Raw genomic sequence first — 19501 nt, 5'->3', positions numbered from 1 at the left:
TGAAATTGGCTAATGGCTTTGTCGTTACAACTGATAACTCTGGAGGTATAGGTGAAAAACAAGCTGATCTTGTATTTGCACAAAATGAAGTCGTAAGTTATTTTGCAGCTCGTGTAGCATTACTCGAACAGTGGGCTGCAAGTGCCCAAGTGGAATCTGTAATTATCCACAACTTTTCAGGTGATGCTGCATGGCAAGGTTATGTTCAAGGTGTTAATCGTTTATTGAAAGACGTAGATTTAGAGCATATTTTAGTAACAGGCAGTAGTGAAACAAATATGAACCTTTTACAATCCGCTATGTCAGTTACAATGATTGGTCGTAGCAGAGAAGTTGTGAATTGTGATGTTACGTGGTTCATTTATGGTCAACCTTTTGTTGGTAGTGAAGTGCTAGAAAATCTGGAAGTGATAGCAGACTTGAAAAAAGTGAAGATAGCAATAGAAAATGGTTACGTGACGAACATTTGGCCAGTCGGATCAAAAGGAATTCAGGCAGAGTTCAGAATCCTGTTAGCCAAAGATAAACTTCATGTTCATTCAGATGTTGATGTTGAAAAGTCAGCAGGACCTTGTACGGTAGTTTTAGTTGGTGTCCCAAATGAATCAATCGAGCAAGCAACACTTCATTTTGGTAACGGATTAAGAAAAATAATAATACAGTAATAATCCTTCTGTTAGTAGCAGAGGGATTTTTTTCTTGCAGTTTTTCGCGAGAGTAGGCTCATTTAGGGAGTTTTCTTGGTTTAATCCCATTCAAGAGGTGTTTATTCCTGTTCGCAATCGCTTTATTCCCGTTAACTTAACGTTCATTCCTAGGAAACCAGTTACCTAGTGTTTTGGGTGTTATAGTGTGCCGCTAATGAATGGTGGACCTCATTATTCGGTTTGCGGAATAGTCACTTTACTGAAAACTTCTAATATTTTCTATTGACTGAATGCTCATTCAGTTTTAAACTATAACTTAGCATCGACAACAAACCATCTATCTACTAAACTGATGTTATTAGAATGATAACAAATTATGTTTTTAACAAAGGAAAGGGGAGAGAGCGATGAGCCCGCTTTTAATAGCAAACTGGGTTTTATTTTTAGTTGTAACCGCTTACGCGATTGGTCTTTTTACTTATTTGTTGAAGACACGCTACGAATTTATCAAACTCGGAAAGAAAGTAGAGTTTGAAGATAACTTCAAAGCGCGCATGCGTAAAATAATGGTGAATGTATTTGGACAAAAGAAATTATTGAAGGATAAGAAAAGTGGAATCATTCATGTGATGTTCTTCTACGGATTCCTTCTTGTACAATTTGGGGCAATCGATTTTATTTGGAAAGGGTTAAAACCAGGATCACATTTACCTTTAGGTCCATTGTATCCTGCGTTCACATTTTTCCAAGAAATCGTTACATTAACTATTCTTGTTGCAGTCGTGTGGGCATTCTACCGTCGTTACATTGAAAAGTTAGTACGTTTAAAACGTGGATGGAAATCAGGACTTGTCTTAGTATTCATCGGTGGTTTAATGGTTTCCGTGTTAGTTGGAAACGGGATGGGTATGATTTGGCATGATCACGCAGCAACTTGGGCAGAACCAGTCGCATCTAGTGTGGCAGCAATTTTTGGATTCTTACCAGAAGCAGCCGCTATTACGATTTTCTACATCATGTGGTGGGTTCACTTACTATTCCTGCTTACATTCTTGGTGTACGTACCACAATCAAAGCATTTCCACTTAATTACTGGACCAGCGAACACTTATTTCAACCGTACTGATATCGTTGGAAAGCTTCGCCCGATTAATTTCGAAGAAGCTGAAGATGAAGAATCGGAAGAAGAGGCGTCATTCGGTGTTGGTAAAATTCAAGACTTTACACAAAAACAAATGATCGACTTATATGCTTGCGTAGAATGTGGACGTTGTACAAATATGTGTCCAGCAACGGGAACAGGCAAAATGCTGTCACCGATGGACTTAATTACAAAACTACGTAATCATTTAACAAATACAGGTGCTGTGCTGACACAACAAAAACCATGGGTTCCTGCAATGGCCTTTGCGAATACGCAAGGAAATCAATTAGCAGTGGCAGCTCGTGTAGATGGTACAGTTATCGAGGACATTTATAACCCAGCATTAATTGGTGAAGTTATTACAGAAGATGAGCTTTGGGCATGTACGACTTGTCGTAACTGTGAAGATCAATGTCCAGTTATGATTGAACATGTATCCCACATTATTGACCTTCGTCGTTACTTAGTTATGACGGAAGGACGCATGAATCCGGATGCACAGCGCGCGATGACAAACATCGAACGTCAAGGAAATCCATGGGGTCTGAACCGTAAAGAAAAAGAAAACTGGCGTGACGAACGTCCAGACGTGAACATTCCTACCGTAAAAGAAGTATCAAAAGCGGGAGAAGAATTCGAATTCTTATTCTGGGTTGGTTCAATGGGTGCTTTCGACAGCCGTTCTCAAAAAATCGCACTTGCTTTTGCACGATTGATGAATGAAGCAGGAGTAAAATTCGCTATTCTTGGGAATAAAGAAAAGAACTCTGGTGATACACCACGTCGTTTAGGAAATGAATTCTTATTCCAAGAACTAGCAGCATCAAATATTGCTGAGTTTGAAAAAGCCGGCGTTACGAAAATTGTTACGATTGACCCGCACGCTTATAACATTTTTAAAAATGAATACTCAGACTTTGGCTGGAGTGGAGAAGTTCTTCACCATACTGAAATGTTGTTTGATTTAGTACAACAAGGACGCTTGAAACCTCAACATGCTATCAATGAAACGATCACGTTCCACGATTCATGTTACTTAGGCCGCTACAATGATGTCTACGATCCACCACGTGAAATCTTGCGTGCAATCCCAGGCGTGAAGCTTGTGGAAATGGAACGTAATCGCGAAACAGGTATGTGCTGTGGAGCAGGAGGCGGAATGATGTGGATGGAAGAACATGTTGGTAATCGTGTAAACGTTGCGCGAACAGAGCAAGCAATTGCAGTGAATCCAACCATGATTTCATCAGGTTGTCCGTACTGCTTAACAATGCTATCAGATGGTACCAAAGCAAAAGAAGTAGAAGAAACAATTGGCACATACGATATTGCTGAACTACTAGAACGCTCAGTACTAGGAGATTACTTACCTCCAGTTGAAGAGACAGAAGAAGAACCGGTATTACAGTAGTATTCAGAATTAACACAAAACAGTTGTTTGATAAAAACCCGTAATGACGATATAATAGATTCAGATAAGAAAGGGAGTCGTTGTACTCCCTTTTTGTTTGATGTTTTGTCGAGCGAGCGTTCAGTCAATAAAAAAACTCTGAGAGTTTTTTTATTTGCGACGAAGCTAGCGAAGCGATGCAGGAGCAATGTATTTGCGACGAGTAACCGCAGAACCAAATGGTGACAGTGTGGAATTGTCAGATTTACAACGTCAATTTCATTTATTCCTACGTCAACGTCAATTTTTACAACCAAGCACTTAATTTTCCCTACGTGCGTCACAAATTTCGAAAACACGACTACACACACAATGAATTGTCGCAATTCTTAAAAAAGATAAAACTGTAAGCGTATACAAAAATTGAGGAGGAAATCATCATGGCAAAAACAGTTATTTTAGATGGAGCACGAACAGCATTCGGGAAAATGGGAGGCTCATTAGCTTCACTTACAGCGAGTGATTTAGGTGGCGTTGCCATTAAAGAAGCGTTAAACAGAGCGGGTGTTTCGCCTGAATCAGTTGACGAAGTCATTATGGGAACTGTACTTCAAGCTGGTCAAGGGCAGATCCCTTCTCGTCAAGCTGCTACAAAAGCAGGCATTCCATGGGGTGTTAAAACAGAAACGATTAACAAAGTGTGTGCATCCGGTATGCGCGCAGTCACTTTGGCTGATCAATTGATTCGTTTAGGAGAAGAGGAAACGATTGTTGCGGGCGGTATGGAGTCTATGTCAAATGCACCATATTATTTGCCTAAAGGTCGATTCGGCCTACGCATGGGTGATGCTCAAATGATAGATGGCATGATTTATGATGGTCTTTCTTGTTCGTTCGATCCAAAGCGTGTTCATATGGGTACATACGGTAATGCAACTGCGGAGAAATTTGACTTATCTCGTGAGAAACAAGATGAATGGTCATTCCGTAGCCATGACTTAGCATTAAAAGCAATCGACAATGGAACATTCGCTGAAGAGATTATTGCGGTAGAAGTTCCTCAACGTAAAGGTGATGCATTAAAAATTGATCAAGATGAATCACCACGTAGAAATACATCTACTGAATCACTGTCAAAATTAAGACCAGCATTCGGCAAAGATGGCACGATTACAGCTGGAAACGCCCCAGGTGTAAATGATGGCGCTGCTGTGCTTGTGTTAATGAGTGAGGACAAAGCAAAAGCAGAAGGCAAAACGCCTCTAGCTTATGTCATTGGACACGCGGAAGTAGCAATTGAGCCAGAACACTTCCCACAAACGCCTGGTCTTGTCATTAAAGCAATTTTAGAGAAAACAGGTAAAAAACTTGAAGAAATCGACTTGTTTGAAATCAATGAAGCATTCGCTGCAGTGGCTTTAGCGTCTGCTCAAATCGCTAACTTAGATGAATCAAAAGTTAACGTGAACGGTGGAGCCGTTGCACTTGGACATCCAATTGGGGCAAGTGGTGCACGCATTATCTTAACTTTAGCTTATGAATTAAAACGCCGTGGTGGCGGTATTGGAATCGCAGCTATTTGTTCTGGCGGCGGCCAAGGTGATGCCATTATGATCGAAGTACCAAAAGCTTAATATACCTATAGAGGAGGATAATATAGATGACGATTCAAAAAGTACTCGTAATCGGAGCAGGACAAATGGGTTCAGGTATTGCACAAGTATGTGCACAAGCCGGATTCGATGTGAAATTAAATGACATGAAGGAAGAATACTTCCAACGTGGACTTGCAAACATCACGAAAAATCTATCACGCAATGTTGAAAAAGGACGCATGACTGAAGAAGAAAAATCTCAAGTCTTGTCACGCATTACAAAATCCTTGGATCTTAACGATGCATCTGACGTGGATTTAGTAATAGAAGCTGCAGTTGAAAATATGGAAATTAAACAAAAAATATTTAAACAACTAGATGAAATTACACCAAAACATACGATTTTAGCATCTAATACATCTTCACTGCCGATTACAGAAATTGCAGCAGCAACGAACCGACCAGCACAAGTTATTGGCATGCACTTTATGAACCCAGTGCCAGTAATGAAACTGGTTGAAATCATTCGCGGGCTTGCAACGACTGACGATGTTTACACAAGCATCGAAGAAATGACGAAAAAACTTGGGAAAGTCCCTGTAGAAGTGAATGATTTTCCAGGATTCGTTTCAAATCGTATTTTAATGCCAATGATCAACGAAGCGATATATACACTGTACGAAGGTGTAGCGACGAAAGAAGCGATCGACGACGTGATGAAGCTTGGCATGAATCATCCAATGGGACCTCTACAATTAGCTGATTTTATCGGCCTTGATACATGTTTATATATAATGGAAATCTTGCATGAGGGCTTCGGCGATAGTAAATATCGACCGTGTCCACTACTTCGCAAATACGTAAAAGCTGGCTGGTTAGGTAAGAAAACAGGTCGCGGTTTTTACGAGTACGTATAGGGGGCTTCACCAATGGAACTGAAATTCACAGAAGAACAAATCATGATGCGCAATATGGTGCGCGACTTTGCAAAAACGGAAATTGAGCCGAACATTGAAAAAATGGAAAAGGGCGAATTCCCACGTGAAATATTGAAAAAAATGGCTGTACTTGGCTTAATGGGTATCACGATTCCAGAAAAATACGGCGGATCTGAAATGGACTTCACAAGCTACGTTATCGCCATTCATGAGTTATCTAAAGTGAGTGCAGTAGTAGGAGTTATCCTATCTGTTCATACTTCGGTTGGAACGAACCCGATTTTATATTTCGGTAATGAAGAACAAAAACAAAAATTTATCCCGAAATTAGCTGCAGGAGAATATTTAGGAGCATTTTGCTTAACTGAACCATCAGCTGGCTCAGATGTTGGCTCTATGAAATCAAAAGCAGTTAAAGACGGCGATCATTATAAAATTAACGGCTCAAAAGTATTCATCACAAACGGTGGAGAAGCAGATGTATATATCGTTTTCGCTTCAACTGATGCAACACAAGGATCACGAGGCGTGTCAGCTTTCATTGTAGAAAAAGATACACCAGGCCTTATTATTGGGAAAGACGAGCACAAAATGGGCTTGCACGGTTCTCGAACAGTTCAATTAACATTTGAAGATATGAAAGTTCCAGTTGAAAACCTTTTAGGTCAAGAAGGCGAAGGGTTTAAAATTGCACTGGCAAACCTAGATGTAGGTCGTATCGGGATTGCAGCGCAAGCTTTAGGAATTGCAGAAGCAGCCTTTGAGGCAGCAGTCGGCTATGCAAAAGAACGAGTACAATTTGGGAAACCAATCGCTGCACAACAAGGAGTTGGTTTTAAATTAGCGGATATGGCAACAGCTGTTGAAGCTTCAAAATTACTTGTGTATCGTGCTGCAGATTTACGTACTCGAGGTTTAGCTTCTGGAAAAGAAGCATCAATGGCAAAACTTTTCGCTTCGAAAACCGCAGTAGAAACGTCAATTGAAGCTGTTCAAGTATTTGGTGGTTACGGCTACACAGAAGATTATCCAGTAGAACGCTATTTCCGAGATGCAAAAGTAACGGAAATATATGAAGGCACATCTGAAATTCAACGAGTAGTTATCGGCAAACACTTACTTAAATAATAGCTCTGTTAAACTAAACTGCATTTGCGCTAGCTGCATGTTCCGTATGAGTCTACAAGCATGAAAACACACTTGTTGGTCTCTAGCTTCACACTTTTTCGGCATGCAAGGCGCAAATATAATGACTCGGTTATTATTCAAAATCAACTACATTCTTTAATATAGCCTAAATAATAAAACTAAAAAGGGTGGAATAACAATGAACTTTAAACTTTCAGAAGAACATGAAATGATTCGCAAAATGGTACGCGACTTCGCAACAAAAGAAGTAGCACCCTCAGCTGCAGAGCGTGACGAAGAAGAACGTTTTGATCGTGAAATTTTCGACAAAATGGCGGAGCTTGGTTTAACAGGTATTCCTTGGCCTGAAGAGTACGGTGGAATTGGTTCGGATTACTTGGCTTACTGTATCGCTGTAGAAGAGTTATCACGCGTATGTGCCTCGACTGGTGTAACACTTTCAGCTCATACTTCTTTAGCGGGATGGCCGATTTTCAAATACGGCAACGAAGAACAAAAGCAAAAATACCTACGCCCAATGGCAGAAGGCACAAAAATTGGTGGCTATGGTTTAACTGAAGCAGGTTCTGGGTCTGACGCAGGCGGTATGAAAACAACAGCTAAATTAGATGGCGATCATTATGTACTAAATGGCGCGAAAATTTTCATTACAAACGGTGGTATTGCTGATATTTATGTAGTATTTGCGGTAACTGATCCAAGTTCAAAACATAAAGGGACTAGCGCATTTATCGTTGAAGCTGATTTTGAAGGTTTCTCAGTTGGGAAGAAAGAAAAGAAACTCGGAATCCGTTCATCTCCAACAACTGAAATCATTTTCGATAACTGCCGCATTCCAAAAGAAAACTTACTTGGTGCAGAAGGCGAAGGATTCCTTATCGCAATGAAAACACTGGATGGCGGTCGTAACGGAATTGCAGCACAAGCTGTCGGAATTGCACAAGGGGCACTTGACGCATCAGTTGATTATGCGAAAGAACGCGTTCAATTTGGTAAACCAATCGCAGCGAACCAAGGGGTTTCTTTCAAACTAGCAGATATGGCGACTTCAATTGAAGCATCACGTTTACTTACATATCAAGCTGCTTGGTTGGAATCAAATGGTCATTCTTATGGTAAAGAATCTGCGATGGCAAAATTAATGGCTGGAGATACAGCGATGAAAGTAACAGTGGAAGCTGTTCAAGTATTCGGTGGTTATGGTTATACAAAAGATTACCCAGTAGAACGTTATATGCGCGACGCAAAAATCACTCAAATTTACGAGGGAACTCAAGAGATTCAACGTCTTGTCATTTCTCGTATGTTGACGAAGTAAGTCTTGACAGAAATGAAGTCCAAGCGCGAAGTTCAGTCGTCCGTGAAAGATGAAAGCCTAATTTCAAAACGCCGGAATCAAATGATTCGGGGGGCTGTCGCGCTCTTCAAACAGAAGGGCTTTCATCGCACAACGACTCGTGAAATCGCTAAAGAAGCAGGATTTAGTATTGGCACATTGTACGAATACATTCGTACGAAAGAAGACGTTCTGTATTTAGTGTGTGACAGTATTTACGAAGAAGTGCAAGAGCGTTTATCGGCACTTCCGACACAAGCAGGCACTCTCGATGGCTTGAAGATAGCCATTCGACACTATTATTTATTGATTGATGAAATGCAAGACGAGTTCATCGTCATGTACCAAGAGTCAAAATCGTTACCGAAAGACGCTCTACAATATGTTTTAAATAAAGAACTTGAAATGGTAGCGATCTTTGAAGACATTCTTCATGCGTGCCGTAAATCAGGAGAATGTCAGTTGTCTGAAGAAGCCGTAAAATTGGCAGCACACCATGTTGTCGTTCAAGGGCAAATGTGGTCATTTAGACGCTGGGGACTTCGTCGTGATATGACGATTGAGGACTTTATTGAACAGCAAACAACATTTTTCTTACAAGGAATACAAGGGAATGGGGGAACAGTATGACAGCAACAGTAGAAATTTACCGTCCAACTAATCACGTGCGTTTTGTAACAGCTTCAAGTCTTTTTGATGGCCATGATGCGTCCATTAATATTATGCGACGTATTTTACAATCAACGGGTTCAGAAGTTATTCATTTAGGACATAACCGTTCTGTAGAAGAAGTCGTAAACGCGGCAATTCAAGAGGATGCTCACGGGATTGCGATTTCTTCTTATCAAGGTGGTCACACAGAATACTTTAAATACATGTACGATTTATTAGCAGAACGTGGGGCTCCACACATTCGCATTTACGGTGGTGGTGGGGGCGTAATCATTCCAAAGGAAATTAAAGATTTACATGATTACGGGATTGCTTGGATTTTTTCACCAGAAGACGGTCGTACATTAGGACTTCAAGGCATGATTAATCGTATGGTTGAAGATTGTGATAAAGCAATAGCCACGAAAAATGCTGTGGATCAATTGGCTCAAGTGGACACGGATCATCCTCAAATTTTAGCTCACTTAATTAGTGTGGCTGAAGACGGAGTGAACAATGAAAACGCAGAAGCAAAAGCATTAGTTGAAAAAGCTCGTGAAATGTCAAAAGGAACACCCGTACTTGGAATCACCGGTACTGGTGGTGCAGGGAAATCTTCGTTAACAGACGAATTGATTCGTCGCTTCTTATCAGAATTACCGGACAAAAAAATAGCCGTAATATCTATTGACCCAACGAAACAAAAAACGGGTGGGGCTTTACTTGGTGACCGTATACGTATGAACGCGATATTCAATAAACGCGTCTTTATGCGCAGTCTAGCTACACGTGGTTCACGGACTGAATTGTCAGGCGCGATTGGCGATGTACTAGATGTAGTGAGAGTAGCTGGTTACGACTTGATCATTGTAGAAACAAGCGGGATTGGTCAAGGGGATGCAGAAATCACCAACGTTGCAGACGTTTCTATGTATGTAATGACGAGTGAATTCGGAGCACCTTCACAATTAGAAAAAATCGATATGATCGATTACGCTGACTTAATTGTTATTAACAAATATGAGCGTAAAGGTTCTGAAGATGCACTTCGTCAAGTGCAAAAACAATACCAACGTAGCCGCGGTTTATGGAATGAAAGCCTTGATACAATGCCAGTTCACGGTACAATTGCTAGTCAGTTTAACGACAAAGGTACCAACTCATTGTTCGCAGCTTTAGTATCACGTGTCAACGAAGTGTGTGGAACGAACTGGGAAACTAACTATGAGCAATTTGTGAAAACGCAAAAACAAAATGTCATCATTCCTAATGATCGTCGTTACTACTTACGTGAAATCACGGATGCAGTTCGTGGCTATCATAAAAAGTCTGACCAACAAGTGGACTTCGCTCGTCGTTTGTTCCAACTTGAAGGCGCTATTCAAACAGTCAATGAAAAAGCTCCAAATGATGCATTAGTTGAATCGTTAACTTCACTAGCTGAAGGTATGCGTGACGAATTAACGGCAGAATCAAAACGTATCCTAGACAACTGGAAAACGTTAAAAGAAGCGTATTCTGGTGACGAATTCGTTACCAAAGTTCGTGATAAAGAAATCCGTACGATGTTAGTTACAGAAAGCTTAAGTGGCTTGAAAGTTCCAAAAGTGGTATTGCCGAAATTTGTAGACTACGGTGAAATTTTACGCTGGGTATATAAAGAAAACGTACCAGGTTCATTCCCATATACAGCAGGAGTATTTCCGTTCAAACGTGAAGGGGAAGATCCAAAACGTCAATTCGCAGGGGAAGGTACACCTGAGCGCACAAACCGCCGCTTCCATTACTTATCGAAAGATGATGATGCGAAACGTTTATCAACAGCATTCGACTCCGTTACTCTATACGGAGAAGATCCAGACTTACGACCAGATATTTACGGTAAAGTAGGGGAATCAGGTGTCAGCATTTGTACACTTGATGATATGAAGAAACTATATGACGGCTTTAATTTGTGCGCACCATCAACATCAGTTTCCATGACAATCAATGGACCTGCACCAATTATTTTAGCTATGTTTATGAATACAGCGATTGACCAACAAGTTAAATTAAACGAAGAAAAACTAGGTCGCACATTAACAGTTGAAGAATTTACTGAAGTACGCACTACTACACTTCAAGTGGTTCGTGGAACTGTTCAAGCGGATATTTTAAAAGAAGACCAAGGGCAAAACACATGTATTTTCTCTACGGAATTCGCACTTCGCATGATGGGTGACATTCAACAGTACTTTATTGATTCTAAAGTACGAAACTACTATTCTGTATCAATTTCTGGCTATCATATTGCGGAAGCGGGAGCAAACCCAATCTCTCAATTAGCCTTTACGTTATCAAATGGTTTCACTTATGTTGAGTACTATTTGAGCCGTGGAATGAACATTGATGACTTTGCGCCAAACTTATCATTCTTCTTCTCAAATGGTTTAGATCCAGAGTATACGGTAATTGGACGTGTAGCTCGTCGTATTTGGGCTATCGTTATGCGTGATAAATACGGTGCTAATGATCGCAGCCAAAAGCTTAAGTATCATGTACAAACATCTGGTCGAAGCTTGCATGCACAAGAAATCGACTTCAACGATATTCGTACAACACTACAAGCATTGATGGCGCTTCAAGATAACTGTAACTCTCTTCATACTAATGCGTATGACGAAGCGATCACTACGCCAACAGAAGAATCCGTTCGTCGCGCAATGGCTATCCAAATGATTATTACGAAAGAACTTGGACTTGCGAAAAACGAAAACCCTCTTCAAGGAGCATTCATTATTGAAGAAATGACGGACTTAGTTGAAGAAGCAGTACTTTCAGAATTTGATCGTATTGATGATCGTGGTGGCGTACTTGGTGCGATGGAAACGCAGTACCAACGTGGGAAAATTCAAGAAGAATCAATGCATTATGAAATGTTGAAACATACGGGTGAATTGCCGATTATCGGAGTGAACACGTATTTGAATCCAAATCCACCATCTTCAGAAGACATTGATAACATGGAAATTGCTCGTGCAACAAGCGACGAAAAAGAATCACAAATTCAAAGCTTACGTGCCTTCCAAGAACTTCATGCAGACGAATCAGTTGCAGCATTAGCACGTTTGAAAGAAGTAGCCATTTCTGGCGGTAACATCTTCGAACAATTGATGGACACTGTAAAAGTAGCTTCTCTTGGTCAAATTACTAACGCACTTTATGAAGTTGGCGGACAATATCGCCGTAATATGTAAAAAGGAACGAAGGCTAGCATCGCGACATCATGGTGCTCCTGCGGTTACTCGTCGCAAAATGCAGTGCTAAGAAATTTCGCAATTCCTTCATGACCCACATCCTGTGGGCCCAAGCGACCCGCTTATGTGGGTCGTTTTTCTTTTTGAATAGTCTGAGCGGGTGCTCAGTCTGACTTTTTGGGGGGAACGTCTGAAAAATGGAGATCGACGTCTGAATATAAGGCTTTCACGTCTGAAAAAGCTTGTTCCACGTCTGAAAAAATGAAAAACCTGACACTTAATTAAAAGTGTCAGGTAGAAAATCGCTTCAGAAATCATATCTAGCTAATTGTTCTCTCCCATGCGCTACTTCAGGTTTTTCAATACAGCCTTTTATAGGTGTATCTAGCTCCATCATTTTTGGTCATAAATGAAGTTATATGAAATAAGGACCTAATAATAACAATAAAATGAATAAATTCAGTCCGGTTGTGTACAAGATAAGTATATTACAATTTTCGTCGGTCACTTTGGTCCGGGACAAGAGAACTGGCAAGATAGAGCCAATACCTGCGAGCACAACAACAAGGAAAACATGCCAATCCTCTGTTAAATAAGGTGCTTTTAATACGATTTTCTCAGGATGAAGAACGGTTGCAAATAAAACAAGTTGAGTGATTACGAGACCAATTGTAGTCGCGTAAAGGGAGACCGGAAAAGCATAAGGTTTACGGGATTTTTGAAGTAATGCCAATGTCCCAAAACCTATACCGAGCCCTGGAACTAACCACGTAAATGACAGTAACAGCAGTACTAGTCCAACAAACAACAAACTTATTAATGAGTAAAATGCTTCTTTATAGTCACCTTTTAAAACGGTATTACTTTCTGCGATTTTCTCATCGGTTGATGAGGAATACATTAGCTCTTTTTCACTACCGTTTAATCTAAAGTAAGCGATTGTTTGATCGTTTATCATCGTTGGATTTATGAATAAATCACCTTGCTTCGTAACAGCAGAGACGTTCATCGGTGATTTCGTGTAATTTCCTACAAAAATTTTATTAACTTTTTGGCCGAACTTATTATACATGTATGCCGAAAACGTAATGGTTTGACCAGTATGTCCTTTATACAAAAAAGGAGAACGTATGTTGAATAATTCAGCTCCTGATTCTTTGTCGAAAAAGGCAAGTTCAGTTAATGGAGGAGTTTGATTTTCGGTTAAATCAAAAGATGCGCTACGTAGAAGTTTTTGCATTTCTCCTCCTGAGTTGATTCCGGTCTCTAACAACAAATTAAACTGTGTATTACTGGCACTGGTTAATATCATGGATGTCAGGTTTTCCCTTGAATTTAAGTGGAACTTGAACAATTCCTTAAATTCATTCTTACCTTCAAGTACCATAAACTCATTATCACTAGTATTTTGCGTGACAATAAAAAAATGTTCATCCACAATCATACCTGTATAAATTGGGTACTCTGACGAATACGTAATGGGTTCATTAGAGCCTTGTTGAATGACGACTTGTTGATCTTTAAGCCAGTACATGAGTGTTTCCTCATTTATCGCAAAGTTTTCCACATTTTCAGAGATTGTAATTTCACCGCTAGAAGTAGAGTGGATTAAGGAATCATCTTTAATAAAATATGTATTTTCACCGTCACTCCAAGTGTTTTTATACGGATTCAATTCTGAATTTGACCAAACTTGGTTACACTGTAAATTCTCAGTACAAGTCAAAAATCCCATTTTGTCAAAATCAAGAAGGCTTGTTGCATAACCTGTTTTAGATGGAATGCTTTTAAGAGTTGCATAGTTACCTGGACTCACATTTGTCGTAAATGAACGGCTCCAGTCTTTAGAAGGTAATGATTTCTGACCATCAAGAACAATGGTGTATTGGAAACCAATTAAAATTAAAATAATTAAAAGACTTATAATTTTCAGTTTTTTATTCATATATTTTCCTTTCTTAAGGTATTTACTGACCATAATCATGTCATACTTTACCATATAATGAAATGTGAGAAGTCATCTTTATTTATAAATATTATTTTTGACGACCTTTATAATAGTTTTAGGTATAATAGAAAAAGAAGAATGGGGAGGTTGTCAGATATGCGAAGAGTTATTCATATTATCGTAATATTGACATGTCTTGTTTTAACATTTTTCCTGTATAATAAGCAAATGGGTTCCATTCCGTTAATAATACTATCGATTTACTTGTTTTATTTTGGCTGGCTCAAAATACGAGAATCAAAAAACAGCAAATCACAGTAGCATATTTGAATGAGGATTGTATATAATGGGTACTATGCCAACGTATGTAGAAAGGACGTGCACGATTTGAAATTTCGCGAAATGACAAAAGAACAACTAAGTGAAGAATCGTTTATCGATTTAGGACATGCAATATTAGAAGAAAAACACGAATCTTTAACTTTACAAGAATTACTTGATGAAATTAAAAAATTAAACAAGTTTACTGAAGCACAAATGAAAGAGCGTAAACTTCAGTATTATACAGATATGAACATTGATGGTCGCTTCCTTGCGATTTCTGAAAACCGTTGGGGCTTACGCGAGTGGTACCCGGTTGAACAAATCGAAGAAGAAACAGCACCAACAGTTAAAGTACGTAAGAAGAAATCAAAAACTTCTAAAGATGATGATGATATTGAAGACGATACAGATGATGATGAAATCGCATTTGAAGAGGACTTCGATGAATTCGTAGAAGACGTAGAAGACTTTGACTTAGACGATGACGATGAAGATGAGGACGAAGATGATGAAGTAGTGGAAATCGAAGAAGTAGTTGCAGAAGAACTTCTTACGGACACTGATGAGTTTGAAATCGTTGTCGATGAAGACGATGAAGATGAAGACGATGAAGAAGAGGATGACCAATAATAGGTCTTGACTTATTTAGTCATTCGGATTACTCTTTTACTTGGGCTCCCTAAAAAGGGAGATTGAACGCTTATATAATGCGCTCCCTCTGCAAACACTGCAGGTGGAGCGCTTTTTTATTTGAAAAGGCGTAGCATGAAGTACTTCGCCAGCGCACATCCTGATTTATCATGCACTTCAGTAGACAAAAATCACATTTTTAGGAGGAGTTAGCTTTGACAAAATATATTTTCGTAACTGGTGGCGTAGTTTCTTCACTAGGTAAAGGTATTACAGCTGCATCACTCGGTCGCTTACTTAAAAATCGAGGTCTAAACGTAGCGATTCAAAAATTCGATCCTTACATCAACGTAGATCCAGGAACAATGAGCCCATACCAACATGGGGAAGTATACGTAACTGACGACGGTGCAGAAGCGGATTTAGACCTAGGTCACTATGAACGCTTCATTGACATTAACGTAAGTAAATTCTCAAATGTTACGACAGGTAAAGTTTACTCAGCGGTTCTTAAAAAAGAACGTCGCGGTGACTACCTAGGTGGAACAGTTCAAGTAATTCCACATATCACGAACGAAATTAAAGAACGCTTAGTACGTTCAGCAAAAGAAACAAATGCAGATGTAGTCATTACAGAGATCGGAGGAACGGTTGGGGACATCGAGTCACTACCATTCCTAGAAGCGATTCGCCAAATGAAAGGCGACTTCGGTGCAGAAAATGTAATGTACATTCACTGTACGTTAATTCCTTATCTCCGTTCAGCTAAAGAAATGAAAACAAAGCCAACACAACATAGTGTTAAAGAGCTACGCAGTTTAGGAATTCAACCAAATATCATCGTAGTTCGTACTGAATTTGCTGTGCCACAAGATATGAAAGATAAAATCGCTTTGTTCTGCGACATTAAAGCAAGCGAAGTTATCGAAGCTCGCGACGCGGAATCATTGTACGAAGTACCATTAATGCTTCTAGAACAGCATATGGACCAAATCGTACTTGATCATTTCGGTATCAAAGCACCTGAAGCAGATATGACGGATTGGACTGCTTTAGTAGATCGTGTGCAAAACTTATCGAAAAAAGTACGTATTGGTTTAGTTGGAAAATACGTAGAATTACAAGATGCATACATTTCAGTTGTTGAAGCAATGAAACATGCAGGATTTGCATTTGACGCGGACATTGAAGTGAAATGGATCAACGCTGAACACGTTAGCGAAGACAATGTTGCTGAATTTTTAAACGATGTTGACGGTGTTTTAGTTCCTGGTGGCTTCGGTGACCGTGGAGTAGAAGGTAAAATTGCAGCAACTGCTTATGCACGTGAAAACAATGTACCTTTCCTAGGAATATGTTTAGGTATGCAACTTGCAACAGTAGAATTCGCAAGAAATATTTTACATTTAAAAGATGCACATTCATCTGAATTAAACCCACAAACTCCATACCCGATAATCGACTTATTACCTGAACAAAAAGACGTCGAAGACTTAGGTGGAACATTACGTTTAGGACTTCAACCATGTAAATTAGTGCATGGCACTAAAGCATATGAAGCTTACGGACAAGAATTGGTTTACGAACGTCACCGTCACCGTTATGAGTTTAACAACGAATACCGCGAGCAATTTGAATCAGCTGGGTTCATTTTCTCTGGTACGAGCCCAGATGGCCGATTAATCGAAGTAATTGAAATTCCAGATCACAAATTCTTCGTGGCATCTCAGTTCCACCCAGAATTCATCTCGCGTCCACAACGCCCACAACCCTTATTCCGTGAATTCATCAAAGCGGCATTAGGCGAATAATATCAAATCCCACTCTTTTAAGAAAAGAGTGGGGTTTTTTTGATTGATTAGAAATTGTTCATTTCAGACATGAACCCCAAAAAGTCAAACTGAGCCCTCGCGTAGTTTCTTCTCGCCAGATTTTGCAATGCCTAAGATTCACTCGAAAAGAAGGACTAAACTCACATTAATAACAATGAGGAAAACAATAAATAATATATATATAATATTTAACATAAAAAATGGATTATCATGTATTATTATGAGGGAACGTCCTTTTCTTCAAGAATACATAGAAGTATCAAAATTATTTATTTAATGCAGGAATATGGAAAAGATTGTAGAATTAATGAATTAGTATCAAAGTGAAAAAGGGGTAATTTTCATGAAACAGTTACTAATTGTGGATGATCAACAAGGCATTCGCTTGCTCTTGAACGAAGTGTTCAAACGAGAAGGTTACACTACATATCTAGCTGCTAATGGAATTGAAGCATTAGAGTTAGCTGAGAGAATTCAGTTTGATGGTGTCCTATTAGATATGAAAATTCCAGGTATGGATGGGATTGAAATATTAAAACGAATTAAAATGCGTACTCCAGATGTCCCAGTTTTAATGATTACAGCATATGGCGAACTAGATTTAATAAAAGAGGCAATGGATTTAGGTGCTTCTCACTATTTCACAAAGCCGTTTGATATTTACGAAGTACGCGATGCTGTAAACGGAATGTTAAAAGATTGAAAAACGCAGGCAGTGGCAAACACTGCCTGTTTTTGTTATGATTTAATAGAAAAGTGGAGAACCCTGTGCGAACATCAAGCCGAGACTAAGAAGAAACGAATCAAAACATAGTTTTGAATTGTTTTGTAAGGTAGGCTAAATTTGCGGAATTAGTCGAACTCCATTATCACCCACGTAAAGTGGGGTAAAGTAGAGGTACGAGCTTGCCATCGAAAACTGGACAAAGCCTCTGGGAAGATGCTAGTCAAACTTTAATCTTTCCAACCCCTGCAACTAGAAATTAAGAAAAGTGGCGGCTTACGTAGAAATGAAAAGAGCTTGTTGCTTGATACCAGATTATAGACAATGAAATGGAGGATTCCTCAATGGCTTTAGTATCTATGAAAGACATGATGATCAAAGGTAAAAAAGAAGGCTATGCAATTGGCCAATTCAACATTAACAACTTAGAGTTTACTCAAGCAATTTTACTTGCAGCTGAAGAAGAAAAGTCTCCCGTGATTTTAGGCGTTTCTGAAGGAGCAGCTAGATATATGGGCGGATTTACAACTGTTGTTCACATGGTAAAAGGGTTAATGCACGACTATAAAATAACTGTACCTGTGGCAATTCATTTAGATCATGGTTCAAGTTTTGATAAGTGTAAAGAAGCAATCGACGCTGGTTTCACATCAGTTATGATTGATGCTTCTCATCACCCATTAGAAGAAAACATTGCTATCACATCTCAAGTAGTGGAATATGCACACGCACAAGGCGTGTCTGTTGAAGCAGAACTAGGGACTGTTGGTGGTCAAGAAGATGATATTATCGCAGACGGCGTTATTTATGCAGATCCAAAAGAATGTGCTGAACTAGTTTCTCGTACAGACATTGACTGTTTAGCGCCAGCACTAGGTTCGGTTCATGGTCCTTATAAAGGCGAACCTAATTTGGGCTTTGCTGAAATGGAAGAAATCTCTCAATTATCTGATTTGCCACTTGTGTTGCATGGTGGAACTGGAATTCCAGTAAAAGATGTTCAACGCTCGATTTCTTTAGGTACAGCAAAAATAAATGTGAATACAGAAAGCCAAATTGCAGCAACGAAAGCTATTCGTGATTTCTTGAATGGCAATGCAGAAGAATATGATCCACGTAAATACTTAATTCCTGCTCGTGATGCAATTAAAAAAACAGTACAAGGAAAAATGCGTGATTTCGGAAGTTCTGGAAAAGCGTAATTTAAATAATATAATTCGAAATCTCGGGAGAAGTGTCCGTGTTGAAGACATACGGTCTTCTCCTCTTTTTCAATAATTTGGAGGAAATAATAAATGAAATTTTTTATCGATACAGCTAACTTTGAAGAAATAAAAGAAGCACATGCATGGGGAATTTTGTCTGGAGTTACGACAAATCCTACACTTGTAGCAAAAGAAAATATTTCATTCCATGATCGCTTGCGTGAAATTACAGCACTTGTCGATGGTTCGGTAAGCGCTGAAGTTATCGCTTTAGATGCTGAAGGTATGATTAAAGAAGGCCGCGAATTAGCTGCCATTGCTCCTAACATTACAGTGAAATTGCCAATGACTCCGGACGGCTTAGCTGCATGTTCAGTGTTTTCAAAAGAAGGCATTAAAACAAACATTACATTAATCTTCAGTGCCAACCAAGCACTTCTTGCAGCACGCGCTGGTGCATCATATGTATCTCCATTCTTAGGTCGTTTAGATGATATCGGTCATAATGGAATGGATTTAGTAGGGACAATCGCGCAAATTTTTGACATTCACAATATTGATACAGAAATCATTGCAGCATCAATTCGTCACCCACAACATGTTACGGACGCAGCTCTTCACGGTGCACACATTGGAACTATGCCGATTAACGTGATGAAACAAATGTTCAAACATCCTTTAACTGATAAAGGAATTGAAGCATTTTTAGCGGATTGGAATAACCGAAATAGTGCACAATAAGTTAACTCTTG

At 39.4% G+C, this 19501-nt stretch carries 14 protein-coding genes; 13 read left to right on the top strand and 1 reads right to left on the bottom strand.

Features of this window, described 5'->3' with window-relative positions:
- Positions 1-5: 5 nt before the first annotated feature.
- The 8 genes from C8K15_RS09285 (at position 6) to icmF (ending at position 12086) form a co-directional block, all read left to right on the top strand.
- Entirely contained in the window at positions 6-665 is a 660-nt protein-coding gene (locus C8K15_RS09285; RefSeq protein ID WP_233260425.1) for a hypothetical protein, read from the top strand.
- Positions 666-1054: 389 nt separating this feature from the next.
- The gene (locus tag C8K15_RS09280; protein ID WP_108586127.1) at positions 1055-3202 is read left to right on the top strand and encodes a (Fe-S)-binding protein; all 2148 of its coding nucleotides are present in this window, start codon (positions 1055-1057) and stop codon (positions 3200-3202) included.
- Between the two features lie 419 nt (positions 3203-3621).
- Complete coding sequence (locus tag C8K15_RS09275; protein WP_108586126.1) at positions 3622-4815, top strand: acetyl-CoA C-acetyltransferase; 1194 nt, start codon at positions 3622-3624, stop codon at positions 4813-4815.
- Between the two features lie 26 nt (positions 4816-4841).
- Complete coding sequence (locus C8K15_RS09270) at positions 4842-5693, top strand: 3-hydroxybutyryl-CoA dehydrogenase (protein ID WP_108586125.1); 852 nt, start codon at positions 4842-4844, stop codon at positions 5691-5693.
- A gap of 12 nt (positions 5694-5705) precedes the next feature.
- Positions 5706-6842, top strand: a complete 1137-nt coding sequence (locus C8K15_RS09265) for an acyl-CoA dehydrogenase (RefSeq protein ID WP_108586124.1) — start codon at positions 5706-5708, stop codon at positions 6840-6842.
- 199 nt (positions 6843-7041) lie between these two features.
- The gene (locus C8K15_RS09260; protein ID WP_108586123.1) at positions 7042-8181 is read left to right on the top strand and encodes an acyl-CoA dehydrogenase; all 1140 of its coding nucleotides are present in this window, start codon (positions 7042-7044) and stop codon (positions 8179-8181) included.
- Positions 8182-8193: 12 nt separating this feature from the next.
- Positions 8194-8829, top strand: coding sequence for a TetR/AcrR family transcriptional regulator (locus tag C8K15_RS09255; RefSeq protein ID WP_108586180.1), 636 nt, complete (start codon positions 8194-8196; stop codon positions 8827-8829).
- On the top strand, positions 8826-12086 hold the full coding sequence (gene icmF, locus C8K15_RS09250) for a fused isobutyryl-CoA mutase/GTPase IcmF (protein WP_108586122.1): 3261 nt from the start codon (positions 8826-8828) through the stop codon (positions 12084-12086). The genes C8K15_RS09255 and icmF overlap by 4 nt, the downstream gene beginning before the upstream one ends.
- A 415-nt stretch (positions 12087-12501) precedes the next feature.
- Here icmF and C8K15_RS09245 read toward each other — a convergent pair whose 3' ends face one another.
- A complete protein-coding gene (locus C8K15_RS09245; protein ID WP_108586121.1) occupies positions 12502-14031 on the bottom strand; it encodes a hypothetical protein in 1530 nt (509 codons plus the stop codon).
- Between the two features lie 390 nt (positions 14032-14421).
- Between C8K15_RS09245 and rpoE the strand changes: the two genes are divergently transcribed.
- The 5 genes from rpoE (at position 14422) to fsa (ending at position 19490) form a co-directional block, all read left to right on the top strand.
- The gene (gene rpoE, locus C8K15_RS09240) at positions 14422-14988 is read left to right on the top strand and encodes a DNA-directed RNA polymerase subunit delta (protein ID WP_108586120.1); all 567 of its coding nucleotides are present in this window, start codon (positions 14422-14424) and stop codon (positions 14986-14988) included.
- Positions 14989-15203: 215 nt separating this feature from the next.
- Positions 15204-16799, top strand: a complete 1596-nt coding sequence (locus C8K15_RS09235; protein WP_108586119.1) for a CTP synthase — start codon at positions 15204-15206, stop codon at positions 16797-16799.
- 364 nt (positions 16800-17163) lie between these two features.
- Complete coding sequence (locus C8K15_RS09230; RefSeq protein WP_108586118.1) at positions 17164-17523, top strand: response regulator; 360 nt, start codon at positions 17164-17166, stop codon at positions 17521-17523.
- Between the two features lie 365 nt (positions 17524-17888).
- A complete protein-coding gene (locus tag C8K15_RS09225; protein ID WP_108586117.1) occupies positions 17889-18746 on the top strand; it encodes a class II fructose-bisphosphate aldolase in 858 nt (285 codons plus the stop codon).
- A gap of 93 nt (positions 18747-18839) precedes the next feature.
- Positions 18840-19490 carry a fructose-6-phosphate aldolase gene (gene fsa / locus C8K15_RS09220; protein WP_108586116.1) on the top strand — a complete coding sequence of 217 codons (651 nt, stop codon included), beginning with the start codon at positions 18840-18842 and terminating at the stop codon, positions 19488-19490.
- Positions 19491-19501: the final 11 nt, after the last annotated feature.

This window comes from Paenisporosarcina sp. OV554, from assembly GCF_003058165.1.
In the GTDB taxonomy this organism is placed as follows: domain Bacteria; phylum Bacillota; class Bacilli; order Bacillales_A; family Planococcaceae; genus Paenisporosarcina.
The sequence above is the reverse complement of the archived record's forward strand: the minus strand, read 5'-3'. Positions and strand labels throughout refer to the sequence as shown.

What these genes read in the sequence shown, in the direction of transcription:
- C8K15_RS09280 (WP_108586127.1), top strand. Translation starts at nt 1,055, where the DNA reads ATGAGCCCGCTTTTAATAGCAAACTGGGTTTTATTTTTAGTTGTAACC.
- C8K15_RS09275 (WP_108586126.1), top strand. Translation starts at nt 3,622, where the DNA reads ATGGCAAAAACAGTTATTTTAGATGGAGCACGAACAGCATTCGGGAAA.
- C8K15_RS09270 (WP_108586125.1), top strand. Translation starts at nt 4,842, where the DNA reads ATGACGATTCAAAAAGTACTCGTAATCGGAGCAGGACAAATGGGTTCA.
- C8K15_RS09265 (WP_108586124.1), top strand. Translation starts at nt 5,706, where the DNA reads ATGGAACTGAAATTCACAGAAGAACAAATCATGATGCGCAATATGGTG.
- C8K15_RS09260 (WP_108586123.1), top strand. Translation starts at nt 7,042, where the DNA reads ATGAACTTTAAACTTTCAGAAGAACATGAAATGATTCGCAAAATGGTA.
- C8K15_RS09255 (WP_108586180.1), top strand. Translation starts at nt 8,194, where the DNA reads ATGAAGTCCAAGCGCGAAGTTCAGTCGTCCGTGAAAGATGAAAGCCTA.
- icmF (WP_108586122.1), top strand. Translation starts at nt 8,826, where the DNA reads ATGACAGCAACAGTAGAAATTTACCGTCCAACTAATCACGTGCGTTTT.
- C8K15_RS09245 (WP_108586121.1), bottom strand. Translation starts at nt 14,031, where the DNA reads ATGAATAAAAAACTGAAAATTATAAGTCTTTTAATTATTTTAATTTTA.
- C8K15_RS09230 (WP_108586118.1), top strand. Translation starts at nt 17,164, where the DNA reads ATGAAACAGTTACTAATTGTGGATGATCAACAAGGCATTCGCTTGCTC.
- C8K15_RS09225 (WP_108586117.1), top strand. Translation starts at nt 17,889, where the DNA reads ATGGCTTTAGTATCTATGAAAGACATGATGATCAAAGGTAAAAAAGAA.
- fsa (WP_108586116.1), top strand. Translation starts at nt 18,840, where the DNA reads ATGAAATTTTTTATCGATACAGCTAACTTTGAAGAAATAAAAGAAGCA.